Genomic DNA, 16060 nt, shown 5'->3' on the forward strand with positions numbered 1-16060 from the left:
GCTCCGGACCCGACGGCCTCCCGGCACCCGGCGGAGTACCCGGACCTGCCGGCGCCTCCGCGCGCGGCGGGGGCTGAGGACCGCGGAACGCGCCGGAACGCGCCGACGCGTCCCCACCCGACGGCACCTCGGCACGCGCCGACGAGCCCGGAGCCGACGGCGTCACCGGGGCACCCGGCGGAGTACCCGGACGTGCCGGCGCCTCCGCGCGCGGCGGGGGCTGAGGGCCGGGGAACGCGCCGGCATCCGCCGGTGTGCCGGGAGCCGGTGGTATCGGGGGACCCGGTGGGGTGTCCGGGCGGGGCGGGGTTCCGGCGGTGGGCGGTGCGTCCGGGCGGGGCGGGGTCTGCGCGGTGGGCGGCGTCCGGGGGCGGGGCGGGTGCGGGGGGAGGGAGGCGCGGCGCGCTTCCGTGCTCATGCACCCCCCGTTTCCTCTGGCCCGGGCCGTGTCTCCGGCGCGGGCCGGTGATGTGGTCTCCTGCCCCGGCCCGGTGCGGAACCGATCCGTCCCGGGCACGCATACCCGCGCGGGAGGGCCGCCATCCCGGCGCGGGCTGCGGGGCCCCGCCGCGGGGTTCGGGCCCGCCGTGCGTGCGCGTCACTCTACGGCGTGACCCCGCCGAAGGGGGAACCAGTCCGCACGCCCGTGGCATTGGCCCGGATCGTCCCCCTACCCTGCGGTAATCCTGTCTGGCAGGCTGCCGTCATGACCGCACGCGCCGCCGACCGGGCCCGCTACGACCGGGCCACCGCCCATCTGGACGCCCCCGTGGCGATCGTGGACCTGGAGGCCTTCGACGCCAACGCGGACGACCTGCTCCGCCGGGCCGGCGGCAAGCCGGTCCGGGTCGCCAGCAAGTCCCTGCGCTGCCGTGCGCTGCTGGAACGGGCCCTGGCCAGGGACGGCTTCGCGGGCGTCATGTCGTTCACGCTGGCCGAGTCCCTGTGGCTGGCGCGCTCCGGTTTCGAGGACGTGCTGCTCGCCTATCCGTCGGCGGACCGCGCCGGGTACGCCGAGCTGACCGCCGACCCGAAACTCGCCTCGGCCGTGACCGTGATGCTCGACGACCCGGCGCAGCTGGACCTCGTGGACGCGGCGCGCGACGGCGGGCGGGAAGTCGTGCGGGTCTGCCTGGAGTTGGACACCTCGCTGAAGCTGTTCGGGGGCCGGGTGCGGGTCGGGGCCCGGCGCTCGCCGCTGCACTCCCCCGCCGAGGTCGCCGACCTGGCCCGCGCGGTGGCCCGCCGGCCGGGGTTCGAGGTCGTCGGCATCATGGCGTACGAGGGGCACGTCGCCGGAGTCGGGGACGCGGTCGCGGGGCGTCCGCTGCGGTCGCGTGCCGTGCGGCTGATGCAGGCCGCCGCGCGCCGCGAACTGGCCGAGCGGCGGGCGGCGGTGGTGCGGGCGGTGCGGGCCGTGGTGCCGGGCCTGGAGTTCGTCAACGGCGGCGGCACGGGCAGCGTGCAGCACACCGCCGCGGAGGACGCGGTCACGGAGATCGCGGCCGGTTCCGGGCTGTACGTGCCGCGGCTGTTCGACAACTACACGTCCTTCCGCGGCCGTCCGGCGGCGCTGTTCGCACAGCCCGTCGTACGGCGGCCGGGGGTCGGGGCCGTGACGGTGCTCGGCGGCGGCTACCCGGCCTCCGGCGCGGCCGGCGCCGACCGGCTGCCGGTGCCGTACCTGCCCGAGGGGCTGCGCTACGACCCGCAGGAGGGCGCCGGCGAGGTGCAGACGCCGCTGCTGGGCTCGCCCGCCGACGACCTGCTGATCGGCGACAAGGTGTGGTTCCGGCACGCCAAGGCCGGGGAGCTGTGCGAGCGTTTCGACGCCCTGCACCTGGTGGAGGGGGACGCGGTGACGGCGACCGTGCCGACGTACCGGGGCGAGGGGCACACCTTCCTGTAGTGCGGGCGCGCCCGGACGGGGTCAGTCCGCCGGGCCCAGGCCGCTGCCCACGCCGCCTCCCGTGTCCGCGTCGCCGATGGGCCGGATGCCCTTGGTGATGGCGTCCATGCCGGCCAGCGGCGGCCCGTCCTCGCCGGCGTCGAAGACGTAGCGGACGAGGATCGGGGACTCGGTGCCGACGGTGGAGGGGAACACCATCGACTGCACGTAGCCGCCGGGCCCCTCGGCGGTCTTCACCCGCCAGCGCACGTAGTACCCGGCGCGTCCGGCGACCGCGACGGGCCCGGCGGCCACCTCCTCGTGGGACTCGATGCCGCCGAAGGGCTTGTTGCCGACCAGGTCGACGTCGTAGGCGTCGTCGGCCGCGTCCTCGATGTCCTGCCGGGCGAGGGCCTTCGGGGAGGACTCGGCGTTCGCCGTGACGGTGCGGGAGATGACGAGGCCGTGCCGGCACACGCTGCCGTCGGCGGGGCAGTCGTAGGTGCCGTCGGTGGTCATCATGACGTCGTCCTCGGCGACGTACCGCGGCCGTACCCAGCCGTCCGGCAGCGGGAAGGTGACGCCGTTGAGCTGGTCCTCGACCACGGCGGGGTCGTCGGCGGAGGGTTCGGAGGCGGTCGGCGTCGGCGACGGCGACGGCGACGGCGACGACGGCGGGTCGCTCACCGGCGCCGGGTCGCCGGCGGTCGCCGTGACCGGCGGGGTCCGGGTCTGTGTCCGCGTGCCGCCCTCGTCGTCCTCGCCCAGCACCAGCACGCCGGTGACGATCGCCGCGACCAGCACGGCCGCGGCGGTGGTCACGGCGACGGCCTTCGCGCGACCGCCGGTGCCCGTCCCGGGCCCGGACTCCGGGTACGGGACCGGCGCGGGCCCGAACCCGGCGGGTTCCGGGGTGCGCCGGTGGTCCGTCCAGGCGGTGCCGTCCCACCAGCGTTCCTGGTGCGGGGCCGACGGGTCGCGGTACCAGCCGGGCGGCGGAGTCATGCTCATCCCGGCACTGTAGGACGCCGCCCGCGCCGTTCTACAGCGGTGTGACGTACGCCCCCGAGATCCCGCCGTCCACCAGGAAGTCGGTGGCGTTGACGAAGGAGGAGTCGTCGCTGGCCAGGAAGGCGACGGCGGCGGCGATCTCGTCGGCCTCGGCGAACCGCCCGAGCGGGATGTGGACGAGGCGCCGCGCGGCCCGCTCGGGGTCCTTGGCGAACAGCTCCCGCAGGAGCGGGGTGTTGACCGGGCCGGGGCACAGCGCGTTGACGCGGATGCCCTCCCGGGCGAACTGCACGCCCAGCTCCCGGGACATGGCGAGGACGCCGCCCTTGGAGGCGGTGTACGAGATCTGGGAGGTGGCCGCGCCCATCCGGGCCACGAAGGACGCGGTGTTGATGACCGATCCCCGGCCCTGGCGCCGCATGTAGGGGATGGCGGCCTTGCAGCACAGGTAGACGGAGGTGAGGTTGACCTCCTGGACGCGCTTCCACGCCTCCAGGCCGGTCTCCAGGATGGAGTCGTCGTCGGGCGGTGAGATGCCGGCGTTGTTGAAGGCGACGTCGACGCTGCCGTAGGTGTCGTACGCCGCCGCGAACAGCGCCTCGACCTGCTCGGCGTCGGTGACGTCGGCCTTGACGAAGGTGCCGCCGGTCTCCTCGGCCGCGGCCCGGCCCCGGGTCTCGTCCACGTCGCCGCAAACGACGTGGGCGCCCTCGGAGGCGAGCCGGCGGGCGGAGGCGAGGCCGATGCCGCTGCCCGCTCCGGTGACGACGGCGGTACGGCCGACGAGCCTGCGGCAGACGATGTCTTCGCTCACTGTGCGGGGTCCTCCGTGCTCGACGAGGTGTCGCTGATGAAGACGTTCTTGGTCTCGGTGAACGCGGTCAGCGCGTCCGGGCCCAGTTCGCGGCCGAGACCGGACTGCTTGAACCCGCCGAACGGTGTCCAGTAGCGGACGCTGGCGTGCGAGTTGACCGACAGGTTCCCGGCGCGGACCGCGCGCGACACGCGCAGGGCGCGGCCGACGTCCCGGGTCCACAGCGAGCCGGACAGGCCGTAGTCGGTGGCGTTGGCCAGGCGGATCGCGTCGGCCTCGTCCTCGAAGGGCAGGACGACGGCGACGGGCCCGAAGACCTCCTCGACGGCCACGGGCGCGTGCGCGTCGACGCCGGTGAGGACGGTGGGCGGGAACCAGAAGCCGGGGCCGCCCTCGGGTGCCGTGCCGCGGATGGCGGCGGCGTCGGCGGGGACGCGGGAGCGTACCCGCTCGAGCTGGGCGCGGGAGATCAGCGGTCCCATCTCGGTGCTCCCGTCGGCCGGGTCGCCGACGCGGACGGCCTCGATCGCGGGGGCGAGGAGGGCGAGGAAGCGCTCGTGGACGGACCGCTGGACGAGGATGCGGGTGCGGGCGCAGCAGTCCTGGCCCGCGTTGTCCAGGAAGGACATGGGCGTGGCCGCCGCGGCGGCGTCCAGGTCGGCGTCGGCGAAGACGATGTTGGGGCTCTTGCCGCCGAGTTCGAGGGTGACGGGCTTGAGGAGCGACGCGCCCTTGGCGGCCACCCGGCGGCCCACGGCCGTGGACCCGGTGAAGACGATCTTGGCGACGCCCGGGTGCCCGACGAGCGCGTCGCCCGCGACCGGCCCGTGGCCGGGCAGCACCTGGAACAGGTTCTCGGGAAGGCCCGCCGCGAGGGCGAGTTCGGCCAGGCGCAGCGCGGTGAGCGGGGTCGTCTCGGCGGGCTTGAGGAGGACCGCGTTGCCCGCCGCGAGCGCCGGTGCCGCGGCCCAGGCCGCGATCGGCATCGGGAAGTTCCAGGGGGCGACGACGCCGACGACGCCGAGGGGTTCGAGGAGGGTGACGTCCAGGCCACCGGCGACCGGGATCTGGCGTCCGGTGAGCCGTTCCACTCCTCCGGCGGCGTAGTCGAGCAGGTCGCGGACGTTGCCGGCCTCCCAGCGGGCGTTGCCGAGCAGGTGCCCGGCCTCGCGGACCTCCAGGCGGGCCAGCTCCTCCAGATGGTCGTCGACGACGGCGGCGAAGCGGCGCAGCAGCCGGGCCCGGTCGCCGGGGGCGAGGGCGGCCCAGGTGGTCTGCGCCCGGGCGGCGCGGGTGACGGCGGCGTCCACGTCGGCCGCGGAGGCGGCGGGGACGGTGGCGACGACCTCTTCGGTGGCGGGGTTCAGTACCCGTAGCTCGTCGGGGAGTTCCTCGGACAACCGGTGCCTCACATGCGTTCGAAGGAGCGGCGCAGTTCCCAGTCGGTGACGGCGGCGTCGAACGCGTCCAGTTCGACGCGCGCCATGTTGCGGTAGTGGGCGACGACCTCGTCGCCGAAGGCGGCCTTGGCGAGGGTGCTGTTCTCCCACAGCTCGGCGGCCTCGCGCAGGGTGGTGGGGACGTGGGCGAAGTCGGCGGCGTAGGCGTTGCCGGAGCAGGGCTCGGGCAGGTCCAGCCGCTGCTCGATGCCGTGCAGTCCGGCGGCGACCATGCCGGCCACCGCGAGGTAGGGGTTGACGTCGCCGCCGGGGAGCCGGTTCTCGAAGCGGAGGGAGCGGCCGTGGCCGACGACGCGCAGGGCGCAGGTGCGGTTGTCGTGGCCCCAGGCGACGGCGGTCGGGGCGAAGGAGCCGGGCTGGAAGCGTTTGTAGCTGTTGATGTGCGGGGCGTAGAGGAGGGAGAACTCCCGCAGCGCGACGAGCTGTCCGGCGAGGAAGTGCCGCATGACCTCGGACATGCCCCGGCCCCCGCCCCCGTCGGCCATGACGCTGCGGCCGTCGCCGGCCCCGGCCAGCGAGAGGTGGATGTGGCAGGAGTTGCCCTCCCGTTCGTTGTACTTGGCCATGAAGGTGAGGGACATGCCCTCCTGGGCGGCGATCTCCTTGGCGCCGGTCTTGTAGACCGCGTGCTGGTCGCAGGTGACCAGGGCCTCGTCGTAGCGGAAGGCGATCTCGTGCTGGCCGGGGTTGCACTCGCCCTTGGCGGACTCGACGGTGAGGCCGGCACCGGCCATCTCGTTGCGGATGCGGCGCAGCAGGGGTTCGACGCGGCCGGTGCCGAGGACGGAGTAGTCGACGTTGTACTGGTTGGCCGGGGTCAGGCCGCGGTAGCCGGCGTCCCAGGCGTGTTCGTAGGTGTCGCGGAAGACGATGAACTCCAGCTCGGTGCCGACCTGGGCGCGGTACCCGTGTCCGGCGAGCCGCTCCAGCTGGCGGCGCAGGATCTGCCGGGGCGCGGCGAGCACCGGGGAGCCGTCCTCCCAGGCGAGGTCGGCGACGGCCAGCGCGGTGCCCTCGTTCCAGGGCAGCCGTCGCAGGGTGGCGAGGTCGGCGTGCAGGGCGAAGTCGCCGTAGCCGCGGTCCCAGGAGGACATGGCGTAGCCGTCGACGGTGTTCATGTCGGCGTCGACGGCGAGGAGGTAGTTGCAGCCCTCGGTGCCGTGTTCCAGGACCTCGTCGAGGAAGAAGCGCGCGGCGAACCGCTTGCCCTGGAGGCGGCCCTGCATGTCGGGGAAGGCCAGGACGACGGTGTCGATGTCACCGGCGGCGACGAGGGTGTGCAGTTCCTCGACCCCGAGCGGGGGTGTGCGGTCTGCCACGGGGGGAGCCTCCTTCTGGCCGGGAGCCATAAGGTATGGCGGGGAACCTTTGGTTGGGAAGGGGGCGCGGCCGCGTGCGGGAGGAATCCGGGAGTGCCGGGAGCGTGACGGACCGGCTGGCGCCGGTGCTGCGGCCGGTGCGGGCGGGCAACGGCTTCGAGGAGGCGCTGGAGCAGATCCTCCAGGTCGTCAGGCTGGGTCTGGTGGCGGGCGGCGAGCGGCTGCCGGCCGAACGGGAGCTGGCGCGGCGGCTGGGGATCAGCCGGGTGACGCTGCGCGAGGTGCTGCGGGTGCTCCAGGACCAGGGCCTGGTCCAGGCCCGGCGGGGGCGGTACGGCGGAACGTTCGTGCTGCCGCGCGCGGACGCGGCCGGTGAGGACGAGCTGCGGCGCCGGGTGGCGGGGGTCGACATCGAGGACGTGCTGCGCTTCCGGGAGGTGCTGGAGACGGGAGCGGCCGGACTGTGCGCGGCGCACGGGCTGACCGGCGCACAGGAGGCGCGGCTGCGCGGGGCGCTGGCCGGTACGCGGGACGCGCCGCTGGGGCAGTACCGGCGGCGGGACACGATGCTGCACCTCACCCTCGCGGAGCTGTGCGGCTCACCGGCGCTGGCGGCGCAGTACGCGGCCGTCCGGGCCTCCCTCAACGACCTGCTGGACTGCATCCCGCTGCTGGTGCGCAACCTGGAGCACTCCCAGCGGCAGCACGCGGCGCTGGTGGGGGCGGTGCTCGACGGGGACGCGGACGGGGCGCGGGAGATCGCGCGGGAGCACTGCGCGGGGACGGCGGCGCTGCTGCGCGGGTTCCTGACGTGAGGGCCTTGCCGTGGGCGCCGCCCTCCGGCAAAGGTGTGGGAAGGGTTCATTGCCTGGAGGACGGATGGCCGAGCGACCGCTGATCGGTGTCAGTACGTATCTGGAGCCCGCGGCGCGCTGGGGCGTGTGGGAGCTGGAGGCCGCGCTGCTGCCGGCCGGGTATCCGCGGCTGGTGCAACGGGCGGGCGGACTGGCCGTGATGCTGCCGCCGGACGCGCCCGAGCACGCCGCGGCGGCCGTCGCCCGCGTCGACGGGCTGGTGATCGCGGGCGGCCCCGACGTGGAGCCGGTCCGTTACGGCGCCGAGCCCGGCCCGCGCACCGGCCCGCCGGCCCGGGTCCGGGACGGCTGGGAGCTGGCGCTCGTCGAGGCGGCCCTTGCGGCACGCGTCCCGCTGCTGGGCGTCTGCCGGGGCATGCAGCTGCTCAACGTCGCCCTGGGCGGCACCCTCGTCCAGCACATCGAGGGGCACGCCGAGGTGGTGGGCGTGTTCGGCGGCCACCCGGTCCGGCCGGTGCCGGGCACGCTGTACGCGGCTGCTGTCCCGGAGGAGACCTTCGTGCCGACGTACCACCACCAGGCGGTGGACCGGCTCGGCAGGGGCCTGGTCCCCTCGGCCCACGCGACGGACGGCACGGTGGAGGCCGTGGAGCTGCCGTCCTCCCCCGGCTGGGTCCTGGGCGTGCAGTGGCACCCGGAGATGGGCGAGGACGTCCGCGTGATGAAGGCCCTGGTGGACGCGGCTCGCCCCGGCCGACCGGCCTGACCGCGCACCCCCACCTCCTCGCCCCGCCGGTACGGCGCCCCGGCCGGGGCCCGGGACGCCGACCACGTGCCGGGGGCCTCCGGCGAGGTCGCCCCCACTGACGGCGGCGCCACGAAGACCGTGACACCGCCGTGCGCCCTCTGCGGGGCGGAACCGGGCGAGTGCGGCCCCGGCCCCGTGGCCGTGCCTACGCGCGGGTCAGGGACAGCAGGCGGCGGGCCGGGCCCGTGGGGCGGTGGCCCGTGGGCCAGACCGCTCTCAGATCGCGGGCCAGGACGACGTCCGCCACGGGGACACTGACCAGCCGGCGCGTGGTCAGCTCCTCGCCGACGGCGAGTTCGCTGAGGACGGAGGGGCCGGCGCCGCCCACCGCGGCCGCCTTCACCGCCGTGGTCGAGGACAGTTCGATCAGGGGACGCGCCAGGCCGCCCAGCGCCGCGTCCAGGACCTGCCGGGTGCCCGAGCCCTTCTCCCGCAGGATCAGCGGGGTCGCCGCCAGCTCCGCCGCCGCGAGCGGGCGCCTGCGGCGGGCCCAGGGGTGGCCCGGCGCGGTGACGACGACGAGCCGGTCGTGCGCGATGACGGCGGAGTCGAGGCCGGTCGGCACGCTCACGCCCTCCACGAAGCCGAGGTCGGCGTCGTCGGCCAGCAGGCGCTCCGCGACCGCCGCCGAGTTGCCCGCGAGCAGCGACACCGCGGTGTCGGGCAACTGGGCCCGCAGCGCCACCAGCCACCCCGGCAGCAGGTACTCGGCGATCGTCATGCTCGCCGCGACCCGCAGCCGCGAGTCCCGCCGGTCCCGCAGTGCCTGCGCGCCCGCGTCGAACGCTTCGGCGGCCTCGACGATCCGCCGCGCCCAGTCCGTGACCAGCGCGCCCGCGTCGGTGAGCCGGGAGCCGCGCGGGGAGCGGTCCACCAGGGCGACACCGAGCTGCCGTTCCATCGAGCGGATGCGGCTGCTGGCGGCGGGCTGGGTGACGCCCAGCTCGCGCGCGGCCCCGCCGAGGCTGCCCAGGCGCGCGACCGCCAGCAGCAGCTCCAGCGCCCCGAGGTCGGGCACCCGGTGGGCCAGCGAGCCCGCCCCGGACCGTTCCCGGCCCTGGTGCCCGCCCGCGGGGCGACGCGTGCCGCCCGTGCGACCCGTGCCGCCCGTCTCGCTCCCCGCACCGCTGCTGCTCATAACTCCAGCTTATGCCCTCATAGAGACATGGTCCCTGGTCAGGGCTTTCACCGGCCGGGACCGTGGAGCCATGGTCACCGCAGCCCAGCCCCGTTCCGCTTCCCCCTCCCCCGCAGCCGGCCCGTCCCTCCCGCGCTTCCCGGCCGTCCGTCATCTCGGGCCCAACTGGTACGCCTGCGTCATGGGCACCGCCATCGTCGGCACGGCGGGAGCCGCGCTGCCCGGTCACGTACCCGGCCTGCGTGCCGTGTGCACCGCGGTCTGGGCGCTGTCCCTCGTCCTGCTGCTGGTCCTGCTGGCCGCACGGTCCCTGCACTGGCGGCACCACCGCGACCAGGGCCGCGCCCACCTCCTCGACCCGGCCGCGGCCCCGTTCTACGGCTGTCTGTCGATGGCCCTGCTGGCCGTCGGCGGCGGCACCCTGGCCCTCGGCCGGGACTGGATCGGCACCCCGGCCGCGGTCGCGCTGGACACCGTGCTGTTCACCGCCGGTACGGCGATCGGGCTCGCGGCGGCGGTCGCCGTGCCGTACCTGATGGCCGTACGGCACCGGATCGAGCCGGGGCAGGCCAGCCCGGTGTGGCTGCTCCCCCTGGTGGCACCGATGGTGTCCGCGGCCGTCGGACCGCTGCTGGTGCCGCACCTGCCGCCGGGACAGCCCCGCGAGACGCTGCTGCTGGCCTGTGTCGCGATGTTCGGGGTGAGCCTGTTCGCGACGCTGGTGACGCTGCCGGTGGTCTTCGGCCGGCTGCTCACCGGCGGACCGCTCCCGCTCGCGCTCACCCCTTCGCTGTTCCTCGTCCTGGGCCCGCTCGGGCAGTCGACGACCGCCGCGGGGAAGTTCGCGGACGCGGCGCCGGGGGTCGTGCCGGCGCCGTACGCCGGGGGTTTCTCCGTCTTCGCCGTCCTGTACGGGGTGCCCGTGATGGGCTTCGCGCTGATGTGGCTGGCCCTCGCCGCCGCGCACGTCGTCCGGGCCCGCCGGCAGGGCATGGGCTTCTCGATGACGTGGTGGTCGTTCACCTTCCCGGTGGGCACCTGCGTCACCGGCGCCCGGGCGCTGGCCCGGGAGACGGGCCTCGCCGTCTACGACGGGCTCTCCGTCGCCCTGTACGCCCTCCTCGTGGCCGCCTGGGCCGTGGCCGCCGTGCGCACCGCGCAGGGCCTGCTCAGCGGCGCGCTGCTCGCAGGGCCGCGGCCAGCGCCCGGGGCGCCTCGGCCAGGGACGGCCCGTACCACGTGAGGTACCGGCCGTCGACGAGGGCGCAGGGCAGGCCGGGGAAGGCCTCGGGGCCGTCGTCGGCGGTGAAGCGGTACGGCTCGTCCGGCAGCACCACGACGTCCGGGCGGGCCGCCCGCAGGTCGTCCACCGGGACCTTCGGGTAGCGCTCCGCGTGGGCCGCGTACAGGTGGTCGACGCCGAGCCGGGCCAGGACGTCGCCCGCGAAGGTGTCGTGGCCCAGCACCATCCAGGGTCTGCGCCAGACCGGCACGACCGCCGTGGCGCGCCGGCCGGCGACGGGCGGGTCGGCCCAGGCGGCCTCCGCCTCGTCCAGCCAGCGGGGCCGGGAGGGCGCGCCGCAGGCGGTGAGGGTCCGGTCCAGCTCGGCGAAGGCCTGCGGGACGGTGCGCACCTCGGTCACCAGCACCTCGACGCCCGCGGCGCGCAGGGCGTCGAGGTCGGGGGCGCGGTTCTCCTCCTCGTTGGCGATCACGAGGTCGGGGGCGAGGGAGAGGATCCGGTCGGTCCCCGGGTTCTTGGTGCCGCCCACGCGGACGACGTCCAGGCCGGCCGGGTGCGTGCACCAGTCGGTCGCGCCCACCAGCGCTGCGGGAACGGTGCGGGCCACCGCCTCGGTCAGCGACGGCACCAGGGAGACGACCCTCACCGGGGCACCCTCACCGGCGGGGGCCTTCGCGGACCGCCTCGATGTGCTCGGCGACGGCGACGACGATCAGCCGGGTGTCGGGCACCGTGGCCCGCCAGCGGTGCCGCACCCCGCCGGTCAGGTACAGCGTGTCGCCGCGCCCGAGCCGGTAGGCGCGGCCCTCGGCCTCGATCTCCACGGCACCCTCGGCCACGAACATCAACTGGTCGTTGCGGTACTGCAGTTCCCGTCCGGCGTCGTGGTCGCCGGTGAACTCGGAGGCGTGCATCTGGTGGTGTCCGCGCACCAGCGAGCGCACCTTGGGCGCCAGTTCGGGATCGGGGTCCTCGGCGCGGACCACGTCGACGCTGCACGCGGGGTCGGCCGCGGCGAGCAGTTCCACGGCGGTGGTGCGCAGCGCGTCGGCCACCTTCTCCAGGGAGGTCTGGCTGGGCCGCGCCCGGTCGTTCTCGATCTGGCTCAGGAAGGGCACGGACAGGCCGCTGCGCTCGGACACCACGGCGAGGGTGAGTTCGAGGTCCCGGCGCCGGCGCCGCACGGCGGCGCCCACCCGGAGGTGCTGATCTTTGTGGTCGCCCATCGCTCCGGCTCCCTCCTTCACCCGTCCCCGTGCCGTCGGCGTGCCCCGATCGGGGCGCCGTCCTCCTGATGAGTTCTCTGCACCCTACGCATGTTCGGCAAACCGTTTCATGCGGCCGTCACATCGATGTCACGGTGCGGTGGCCGTGACCTCACATTTCTCGCCACCGGCGGGCCGGTCCGCGCCTCCTACCGGTTCAAGGCACCGGCGCCCTTCCCTGTTCCCGTCAGGTGTTCCCGCCACGGCGCGGCCCTGCTCAGGGGCGGGGTTGGCGCTCCGTGGTTGGCCGAATCCTTACGGTGTCCGATTCCGCGACGGCTCCAGGACGCCCCGAGGGGTGGGCCGGCGGCGCGCCGTCACAAGGCGCCGCCGGCCCACCCCTCGGGGGTGACCGTCACGGAGTACCGGCAACCACTGCGGTGGCCGCCCGGTACCCCGGCCCGGGTTACTGCGGGGTCATCCGGCCGACCATGTCCGGGTGCTCCTTGAGCCAGGCCGCGACGGCGGCCTCCTCGTGGCCCTGACCGCGGTCCTTGATCTCGGCCTCCAGGCTGCCCAGCTCGTCCTCGCTCATCTTGAAGTTCTTGATCCACTTCGTGAGCTGCGGGTACTGCTCGGGGAACTTCTTGCTGGAGATGGTGCGGATGGTGTTGCCCTCGCCGAAGGCCTTCTTGGGGTCCTTCAGCTTGGTCAGCTCGTAGTCGCTGTAGGCCCAGTGCGGGGACCACAGGGTGACCGCGACCGGCTCCTTCTTGGCGAGGGCGCGCTTGAGCTCGGCCAGCATCGCCGGCGTGGAGCCGTCGACGACCTTGTACTCGTCCTCCAGGCCGTAGGCCGGCATGACGTCGTTCTTGACGAGCTGCATCTGCCCGGTGCCGGGCTCGATGCCGATGATCTTCCCGTCGAAGAGGTCGGCCTTGCCCTTGAGGTCCTCGAGGGAGTTGACGTCCTTCACGTACGACGGCACGGCGATCTCCAGGGAGGTCGGTTCGTACCAGGTGCCGAGGTCGTTGAGGTTGTCCTTGTGCTTGTTCCAGTAGTTGCTCTGGGCGTGCGGCAGCCAGGCGTCGAAGTTGAGGTCGATGCCGCCGGAGGCCAGACCGGTGTAGACCGGGCCGACGTCCATCTGCTTCAGGTTCATCTTGTAGCCGCGCCGCTCGAGGACGTTCTTCCACAGGTAGGTGACGGCGACGTCCTCCTCCCAGGGGAACCAGGCCACGTCGAGGGTGCGCTTGGCCTCGGCGGGGCCGGCGCCGCCGCCGTTCTCGACCGGGGCGAGCTTGTCGACGATGCCCGGGTTGGCCTTGAGCCAGGTGCGGACGGCCTGCTGCTGCTGGCCCTTGCCGGCCTTGTTGATCTCGGCCTCGAGGCTGGTGAGCTGCTTCTCCGTCATGGAGAAGTCCTTCAGCCACTTGGACACGACCGGGTTGTCGTCCGAGAAGCCCTTGCGGGACAGCGAGTGCACGCCGTCGCCCTTGCCCCAGGCGCCCTTGGGGTCCTTCAGCTTCTTCAGGTCGTAGTCGTTGTACGCCCAGTGCGGGGACCACAGGGTGACGACGATCGGTTCCTTCTTGCTGTAGGCCCGCTTCAGCTCGGCCAGCATCGCCGGCGTGGAGCTGTCGACGACCTTGTACTCCTTGTCGAGGCCGTACTCCTTGAGGATCTTGCTCTTGAGCAGGTTCATCTCACCGGCGCTGGGCTCGATGCCGGTGATCTTGCCGCCGAAGAGGTCGGCCTTGCCCTTGAGGTCCTCGAGGGAGTTGACGTCCTTCATGTACGACGGGACGGTCAGCTCCAGCGACGTCTCGTCGTACCAGGAGCCGAGGTCCTCGAGCTGCTTGCCGTACTTCTTCCAGTACTGCTCGTGGGTCGTGGGCAGCCACGAGTCGGTCTGGAAGTCGATGTTGCCCTGGGCGAGCGCGGTGTAGAGCGGGCCGGCCTCGAACTGCTTGGCCTCGACCTCGAAGCCGCGCTGTTCCAGGACCTCCTTCCACAGGAACGTGGAGGCGACGCCCTCGTCCCAGGGGATGTAGCCGATGGAGACCTTCTTGCCGTTGCCGACGTTCGTGCCGCCGCCCGCGGTGTCGGCGTCGTCGGAGCCGCCGCCGAACATGCCCATGCCCCCGGCCACGAGGGCGAGGATCACGATGCCGATGACGGCGACCTGCGGCTGGGGACGGTAGGACCAGATCTTCAGGCCCTTGGCGGCGCGTGCCTTGGCGGCGGCGCGGCGGCCCAGCGGGGAGACGTGCGTGCCCAGCGCGCTGGTCATGCGGTCCAGGTAGATCGCCAGGATCACGATGGCGACGCCGGCTTCGGCGCCGAGGCCGACGTTGAGCTGGCCGATGGACTCCATGACGTCGCCGCCGAGGCCGCCGGTGCCGACCATGCCGGCGATCGCCGCCATGGACAGGCCGAGCATGATGACCTGGTTGACGCCCGCCATCACCGTGGGCAGCGCCAGCGGGAGCTGGACGCGCAGCAGGGTGTTGCGCGGGGTGGTGCCGAACGCCTCCGCGGCCTCGACCAGTTCCTTGTCGACCTGGCGGATGCCCAGCTCGGTCATGCGGACGCCGGGGGCGAGCGCGAAGATCAGCGTGGCCACGATGCCCGGGGCGGAACCGGTCCCGAAGAACAGGATCGCGGGGATCAGGTAGATCATCGCGGGCAGCGTCTGCATGAAGTCCAGGACCGGCCGCACGAAGGCGCTCACCCGGTCCGAGCGTGCCGCCCAGATGCCCACCGGCACCGAGACGACCAGCGCGATGATCGTGGCGACCAGCAGGAGCGCCAGGGTGACCATCGCGTTCTCCCACAGACCGAGGGAGTCGATGAAGGCGAACCCGACGAAGGAGAGGACACCGGCGAAGGTGCCGCGCAGCCAGAAGGCCAGCACGGCGAAGATGCCGGCGAGCAGCAGCGGCTCGGGCGCCTGGAGGAGGGCGTTGATGCCGTCGTAGGCGCCGGTGAAGATGCTCTTGAAGAAGGTGAAGAGCCAGGAGACGTTGTCGAGCAGCCAGTCGACGGTGCTGTTGACCCAGTCACCGAGGGGAATCCTAGGCACGGCTGATCACCTTCTTGCCGCCCTTGTCCCGGCGGGACTGGCAGACGCCGGGAACGACGTCCTCATCGCCGAGGAAGCCGATGAGGCGCTGGGCCGGGACGACGCCGACGAGCCGGTCGCCGTCGACCACGGCCACCGCGTGGGGTACGCGGGCGCTGATCGCGCACAGCTCCGAGAACGGCGTGCCGGGCGCGGCGGTCTCGCAGTCGCAGTCGGCCTCGTCGCCGTTCAGCTCGGTCTCCATGACCGCGGCGGCGGTCAGGACGCGGGAGCGGTCGACGTCCTTGGTGAAGGAGGCGACGTAGTCGTTGGCGGGGCGTATGAGGATGTCCTGCGCGGTGCCTATCTGCACGATCCGGCCGTCCCGCATGACGGCGATGCGGTCGCCCAGGCGCATGGCCTCGTTGAGGTCGTGGGTGATGAAGACGATGGTCTTCTTCAGGGTCTTCTGCAGGTCGAGGAGCTGGTCCTGCATGTCCCGGCGGATCAGCGGGTCGAGGGCGCTGAAGGACTCGTCCATCAGCAGCAGGTCGGCGTCGGTGGCGAGCGCGCGGGCCAGGCCGACCCGCTGCTGCATGCCGCCGGACAGCTCGTCGGGCCAGGACTTCTCCCAGCCGGCCAGGCCGCACAGGGCGAGCGCCTCGTCGGCGCGGCGTTCGCGCTCGGCGCGGGGCACGCCCTGCACCTCCAGACCGTAGGCAGCGTTGTCACGGACGCTGCGGTGCGGGAAGAGCGCGAAGTGCTGGAAGACCATGCTGATCTTCTTGGAACGGACCTCGCGCAGCTCGCGGTCGCTGAGCTCGGTGAGGTCCTGGCCCCCGAAGCGGACGTGCCCGGCGGTCGGCTCCGACAGACCGTTGAGCATGCGCAGCAGCGTGGACTTGCCGGATCCCGACAGGCCCATGACCACGAAGATCTCGCCGGGCTCGACGGTGAAGGACGCGTCGATGACGGCGGCGGTAGTGCCGCCGGCGCGCAGCTCCTCCCGGACGTCACCCTGGTCGTCCCGGACGTCTCCCCCGTCCTCGTGGACATCGCCCTGGCGCAGTCGTTCGACTGCCTGGTCCGGTTTCCTGCCGAAGACCTTGTACAGGTGCTCGGCCTCTAGTCTGGCTGACACGCTTACCTCTTGAATCGGGGGCAGGGACAGGGCGCGAAACCTCCCAACAGTTGAATGCATCAACCAGCTTCGGCCCGGCTGCGCGCCTGCCCCGATGTTTATGCGCCAAACATTTAAGTGAGCCAGTTCACACGTCCTCCCTCCTTCACCCACA

General features: G+C 73.5%; 13 protein-coding genes. 4 read left to right on the forward strand and 9 right to left on the reverse strand.

The annotated features are described in order from the left end of the window. Positions 1-706 precede the first annotated feature (706 nt). Positions 707-1909: an amino acid deaminase/aldolase gene (locus tag Sdi02f_RS21155; protein WP_030404718.1), complete on the forward strand. Its 1203-nt coding sequence runs from the start codon at positions 707-709 to the stop codon at positions 1907-1909. A 21-nt stretch (positions 1910-1930) separates the two neighbouring features. Here Sdi02f_RS21155 and Sdi02f_RS21160 read toward each other — a convergent pair whose 3' ends face one another. From Sdi02f_RS21160 to glnA4, 4 genes are read right to left on the reverse strand one after another with little or no spacing between them, the layout of a single operon-like run. Next, a complete protein-coding gene (locus Sdi02f_RS21160) occupies positions 1931-2893 on the reverse strand; it encodes a DUF2510 domain-containing protein (RefSeq protein WP_108933839.1) in 963 nt (320 codons plus the stop codon). A 37-nt stretch (positions 2894-2930) separates the two neighbouring features. Further along, entirely contained in the window at positions 2931-3713 is a 783-nt protein-coding gene (locus Sdi02f_RS21165) for a 3-oxoacyl-ACP reductase (protein WP_030404716.1), read from the reverse strand. Next, the gene (locus tag Sdi02f_RS21170; RefSeq protein ID WP_108933840.1) at positions 3710-5113 is read right to left on the reverse strand and encodes an aldehyde dehydrogenase family protein; all 1404 of its coding nucleotides are present in this window, start codon (positions 5111-5113) and stop codon (positions 3710-3712) included. The genes Sdi02f_RS21165 and Sdi02f_RS21170 overlap by 4 nt, the downstream gene beginning before the upstream one ends. 8 nt (positions 5114-5121) lie before the next feature. Then, positions 5122-6492: a gamma-glutamylethanolamide synthetase GlnA4 gene (gene glnA4, locus Sdi02f_RS21175; RefSeq protein WP_055468321.1), complete on the reverse strand. Its 1371-nt coding sequence runs from the start codon at positions 6490-6492 to the stop codon at positions 5122-5124. Between the two features lie 104 nt (positions 6493-6596). Here glnA4 and Sdi02f_RS21180 point away from each other — a divergent pair, with 104 nt between their 5' ends. Beyond that, entirely contained in the window at positions 6597-7307 is a 711-nt protein-coding gene (locus tag Sdi02f_RS21180) for a FadR/GntR family transcriptional regulator (RefSeq protein ID WP_030404713.1), read from the forward strand. 64 nt (positions 7308-7371) lie between these two features. Then, positions 7372-8073, forward strand: coding sequence for a gamma-glutamyl-gamma-aminobutyrate hydrolase family protein (locus Sdi02f_RS21185; protein ID WP_030404712.1), 702 nt, complete (start codon positions 7372-7374; stop codon positions 8071-8073). Between the two features lie 187 nt (positions 8074-8260). Here Sdi02f_RS21185 and Sdi02f_RS21190 read toward each other — a convergent pair whose 3' ends face one another. Continuing rightward, positions 8261-9253, reverse strand: coding sequence for a LysR family transcriptional regulator (locus Sdi02f_RS21190; RefSeq protein WP_037798996.1), 993 nt, complete (start codon positions 9251-9253; stop codon positions 8261-8263). A gap of 70 nt (positions 9254-9323) precedes the next feature. Between Sdi02f_RS21190 and Sdi02f_RS21195 the strand changes: the two genes are divergently transcribed. Next, on the forward strand, positions 9324-10496 hold the full coding sequence (locus tag Sdi02f_RS21195; protein WP_108933841.1) for a TDT family transporter: 1173 nt from the start codon (positions 9324-9326) through the stop codon (positions 10494-10496). Here the strand turns inward: Sdi02f_RS21195 and Sdi02f_RS21200 are convergent. From Sdi02f_RS21200 to Sdi02f_RS21215, 4 genes are all read right to left on the reverse strand, one after another. Continuing rightward, positions 10423-11142, reverse strand: a complete 720-nt coding sequence (locus tag Sdi02f_RS21200) for a helical backbone metal receptor (protein WP_108933842.1) — start codon at positions 11140-11142, stop codon at positions 10423-10425. The genes Sdi02f_RS21195 and Sdi02f_RS21200 overlap by 74 nt on opposite strands. Positions 11143-11152: 10 nt before the next feature. After that, the gene (locus Sdi02f_RS21205) at positions 11153-11722 is read right to left on the reverse strand and encodes a helix-turn-helix domain-containing protein (protein WP_030404708.1); all 570 of its coding nucleotides are present in this window, start codon (positions 11720-11722) and stop codon (positions 11153-11155) included. A gap of 445 nt (positions 11723-12167) precedes the next feature. Next, on the reverse strand, positions 12168-14786 hold the full coding sequence (locus tag Sdi02f_RS21210; RefSeq protein WP_108933843.1) for an ABC transporter permease/substrate binding protein: 2619 nt from the start codon (positions 14784-14786) through the stop codon (positions 12168-12170). Continuing rightward, the gene (locus tag Sdi02f_RS21215) at positions 14779-15906 is read right to left on the reverse strand and encodes a quaternary amine ABC transporter ATP-binding protein (RefSeq protein WP_030404706.1); all 1128 of its coding nucleotides are present in this window, start codon (positions 15904-15906) and stop codon (positions 14779-14781) included. The genes Sdi02f_RS21210 and Sdi02f_RS21215 overlap by 8 nt, the downstream gene beginning before the upstream one ends. Positions 15907-16060 lie beyond the last annotated feature (154 nt).

The organism is Streptomyces ardesiacus, from assembly GCF_003112575.1.
GTDB lineage: Bacteria > Actinomycetota > Actinomycetes > Streptomycetales > Streptomycetaceae > Streptomyces > Streptomyces ardesiacus.

Excerpts from the sequence above, each read along its gene's own strand:
- Sdi02f_RS21160 (WP_108933839.1), bottom strand. The coding sequence starts at position 2,893 with ATGACTCCGCCGCCCGGCTGGTACCGCGACCCGTCGGCCCCGCACCAG.
- Sdi02f_RS21190 (WP_037798996.1), bottom strand. The coding sequence starts at position 9,253 with ATGAGCAGCAGCGGTGCGGGGAGCGAGACGGGCGGCACGGGTCGCACG.
- Sdi02f_RS21155 (WP_030404718.1), top strand. The coding sequence starts at position 707 with ATGACCGCACGCGCCGCCGACCGGGCCCGCTACGACCGGGCCACCGCC.
- Sdi02f_RS21205 (WP_030404708.1), bottom strand. The coding sequence starts at position 11,722 with ATGGGCGACCACAAAGATCAGCACCTCCGGGTGGGCGCCGCCGTGCGG.
- Sdi02f_RS21195 (WP_108933841.1), top strand. The coding sequence starts at position 9,324 with ATGGTCACCGCAGCCCAGCCCCGTTCCGCTTCCCCCTCCCCCGCAGCC.
- Sdi02f_RS21185 (WP_030404712.1), top strand. The coding sequence starts at position 7,372 with ATGGCCGAGCGACCGCTGATCGGTGTCAGTACGTATCTGGAGCCCGCG.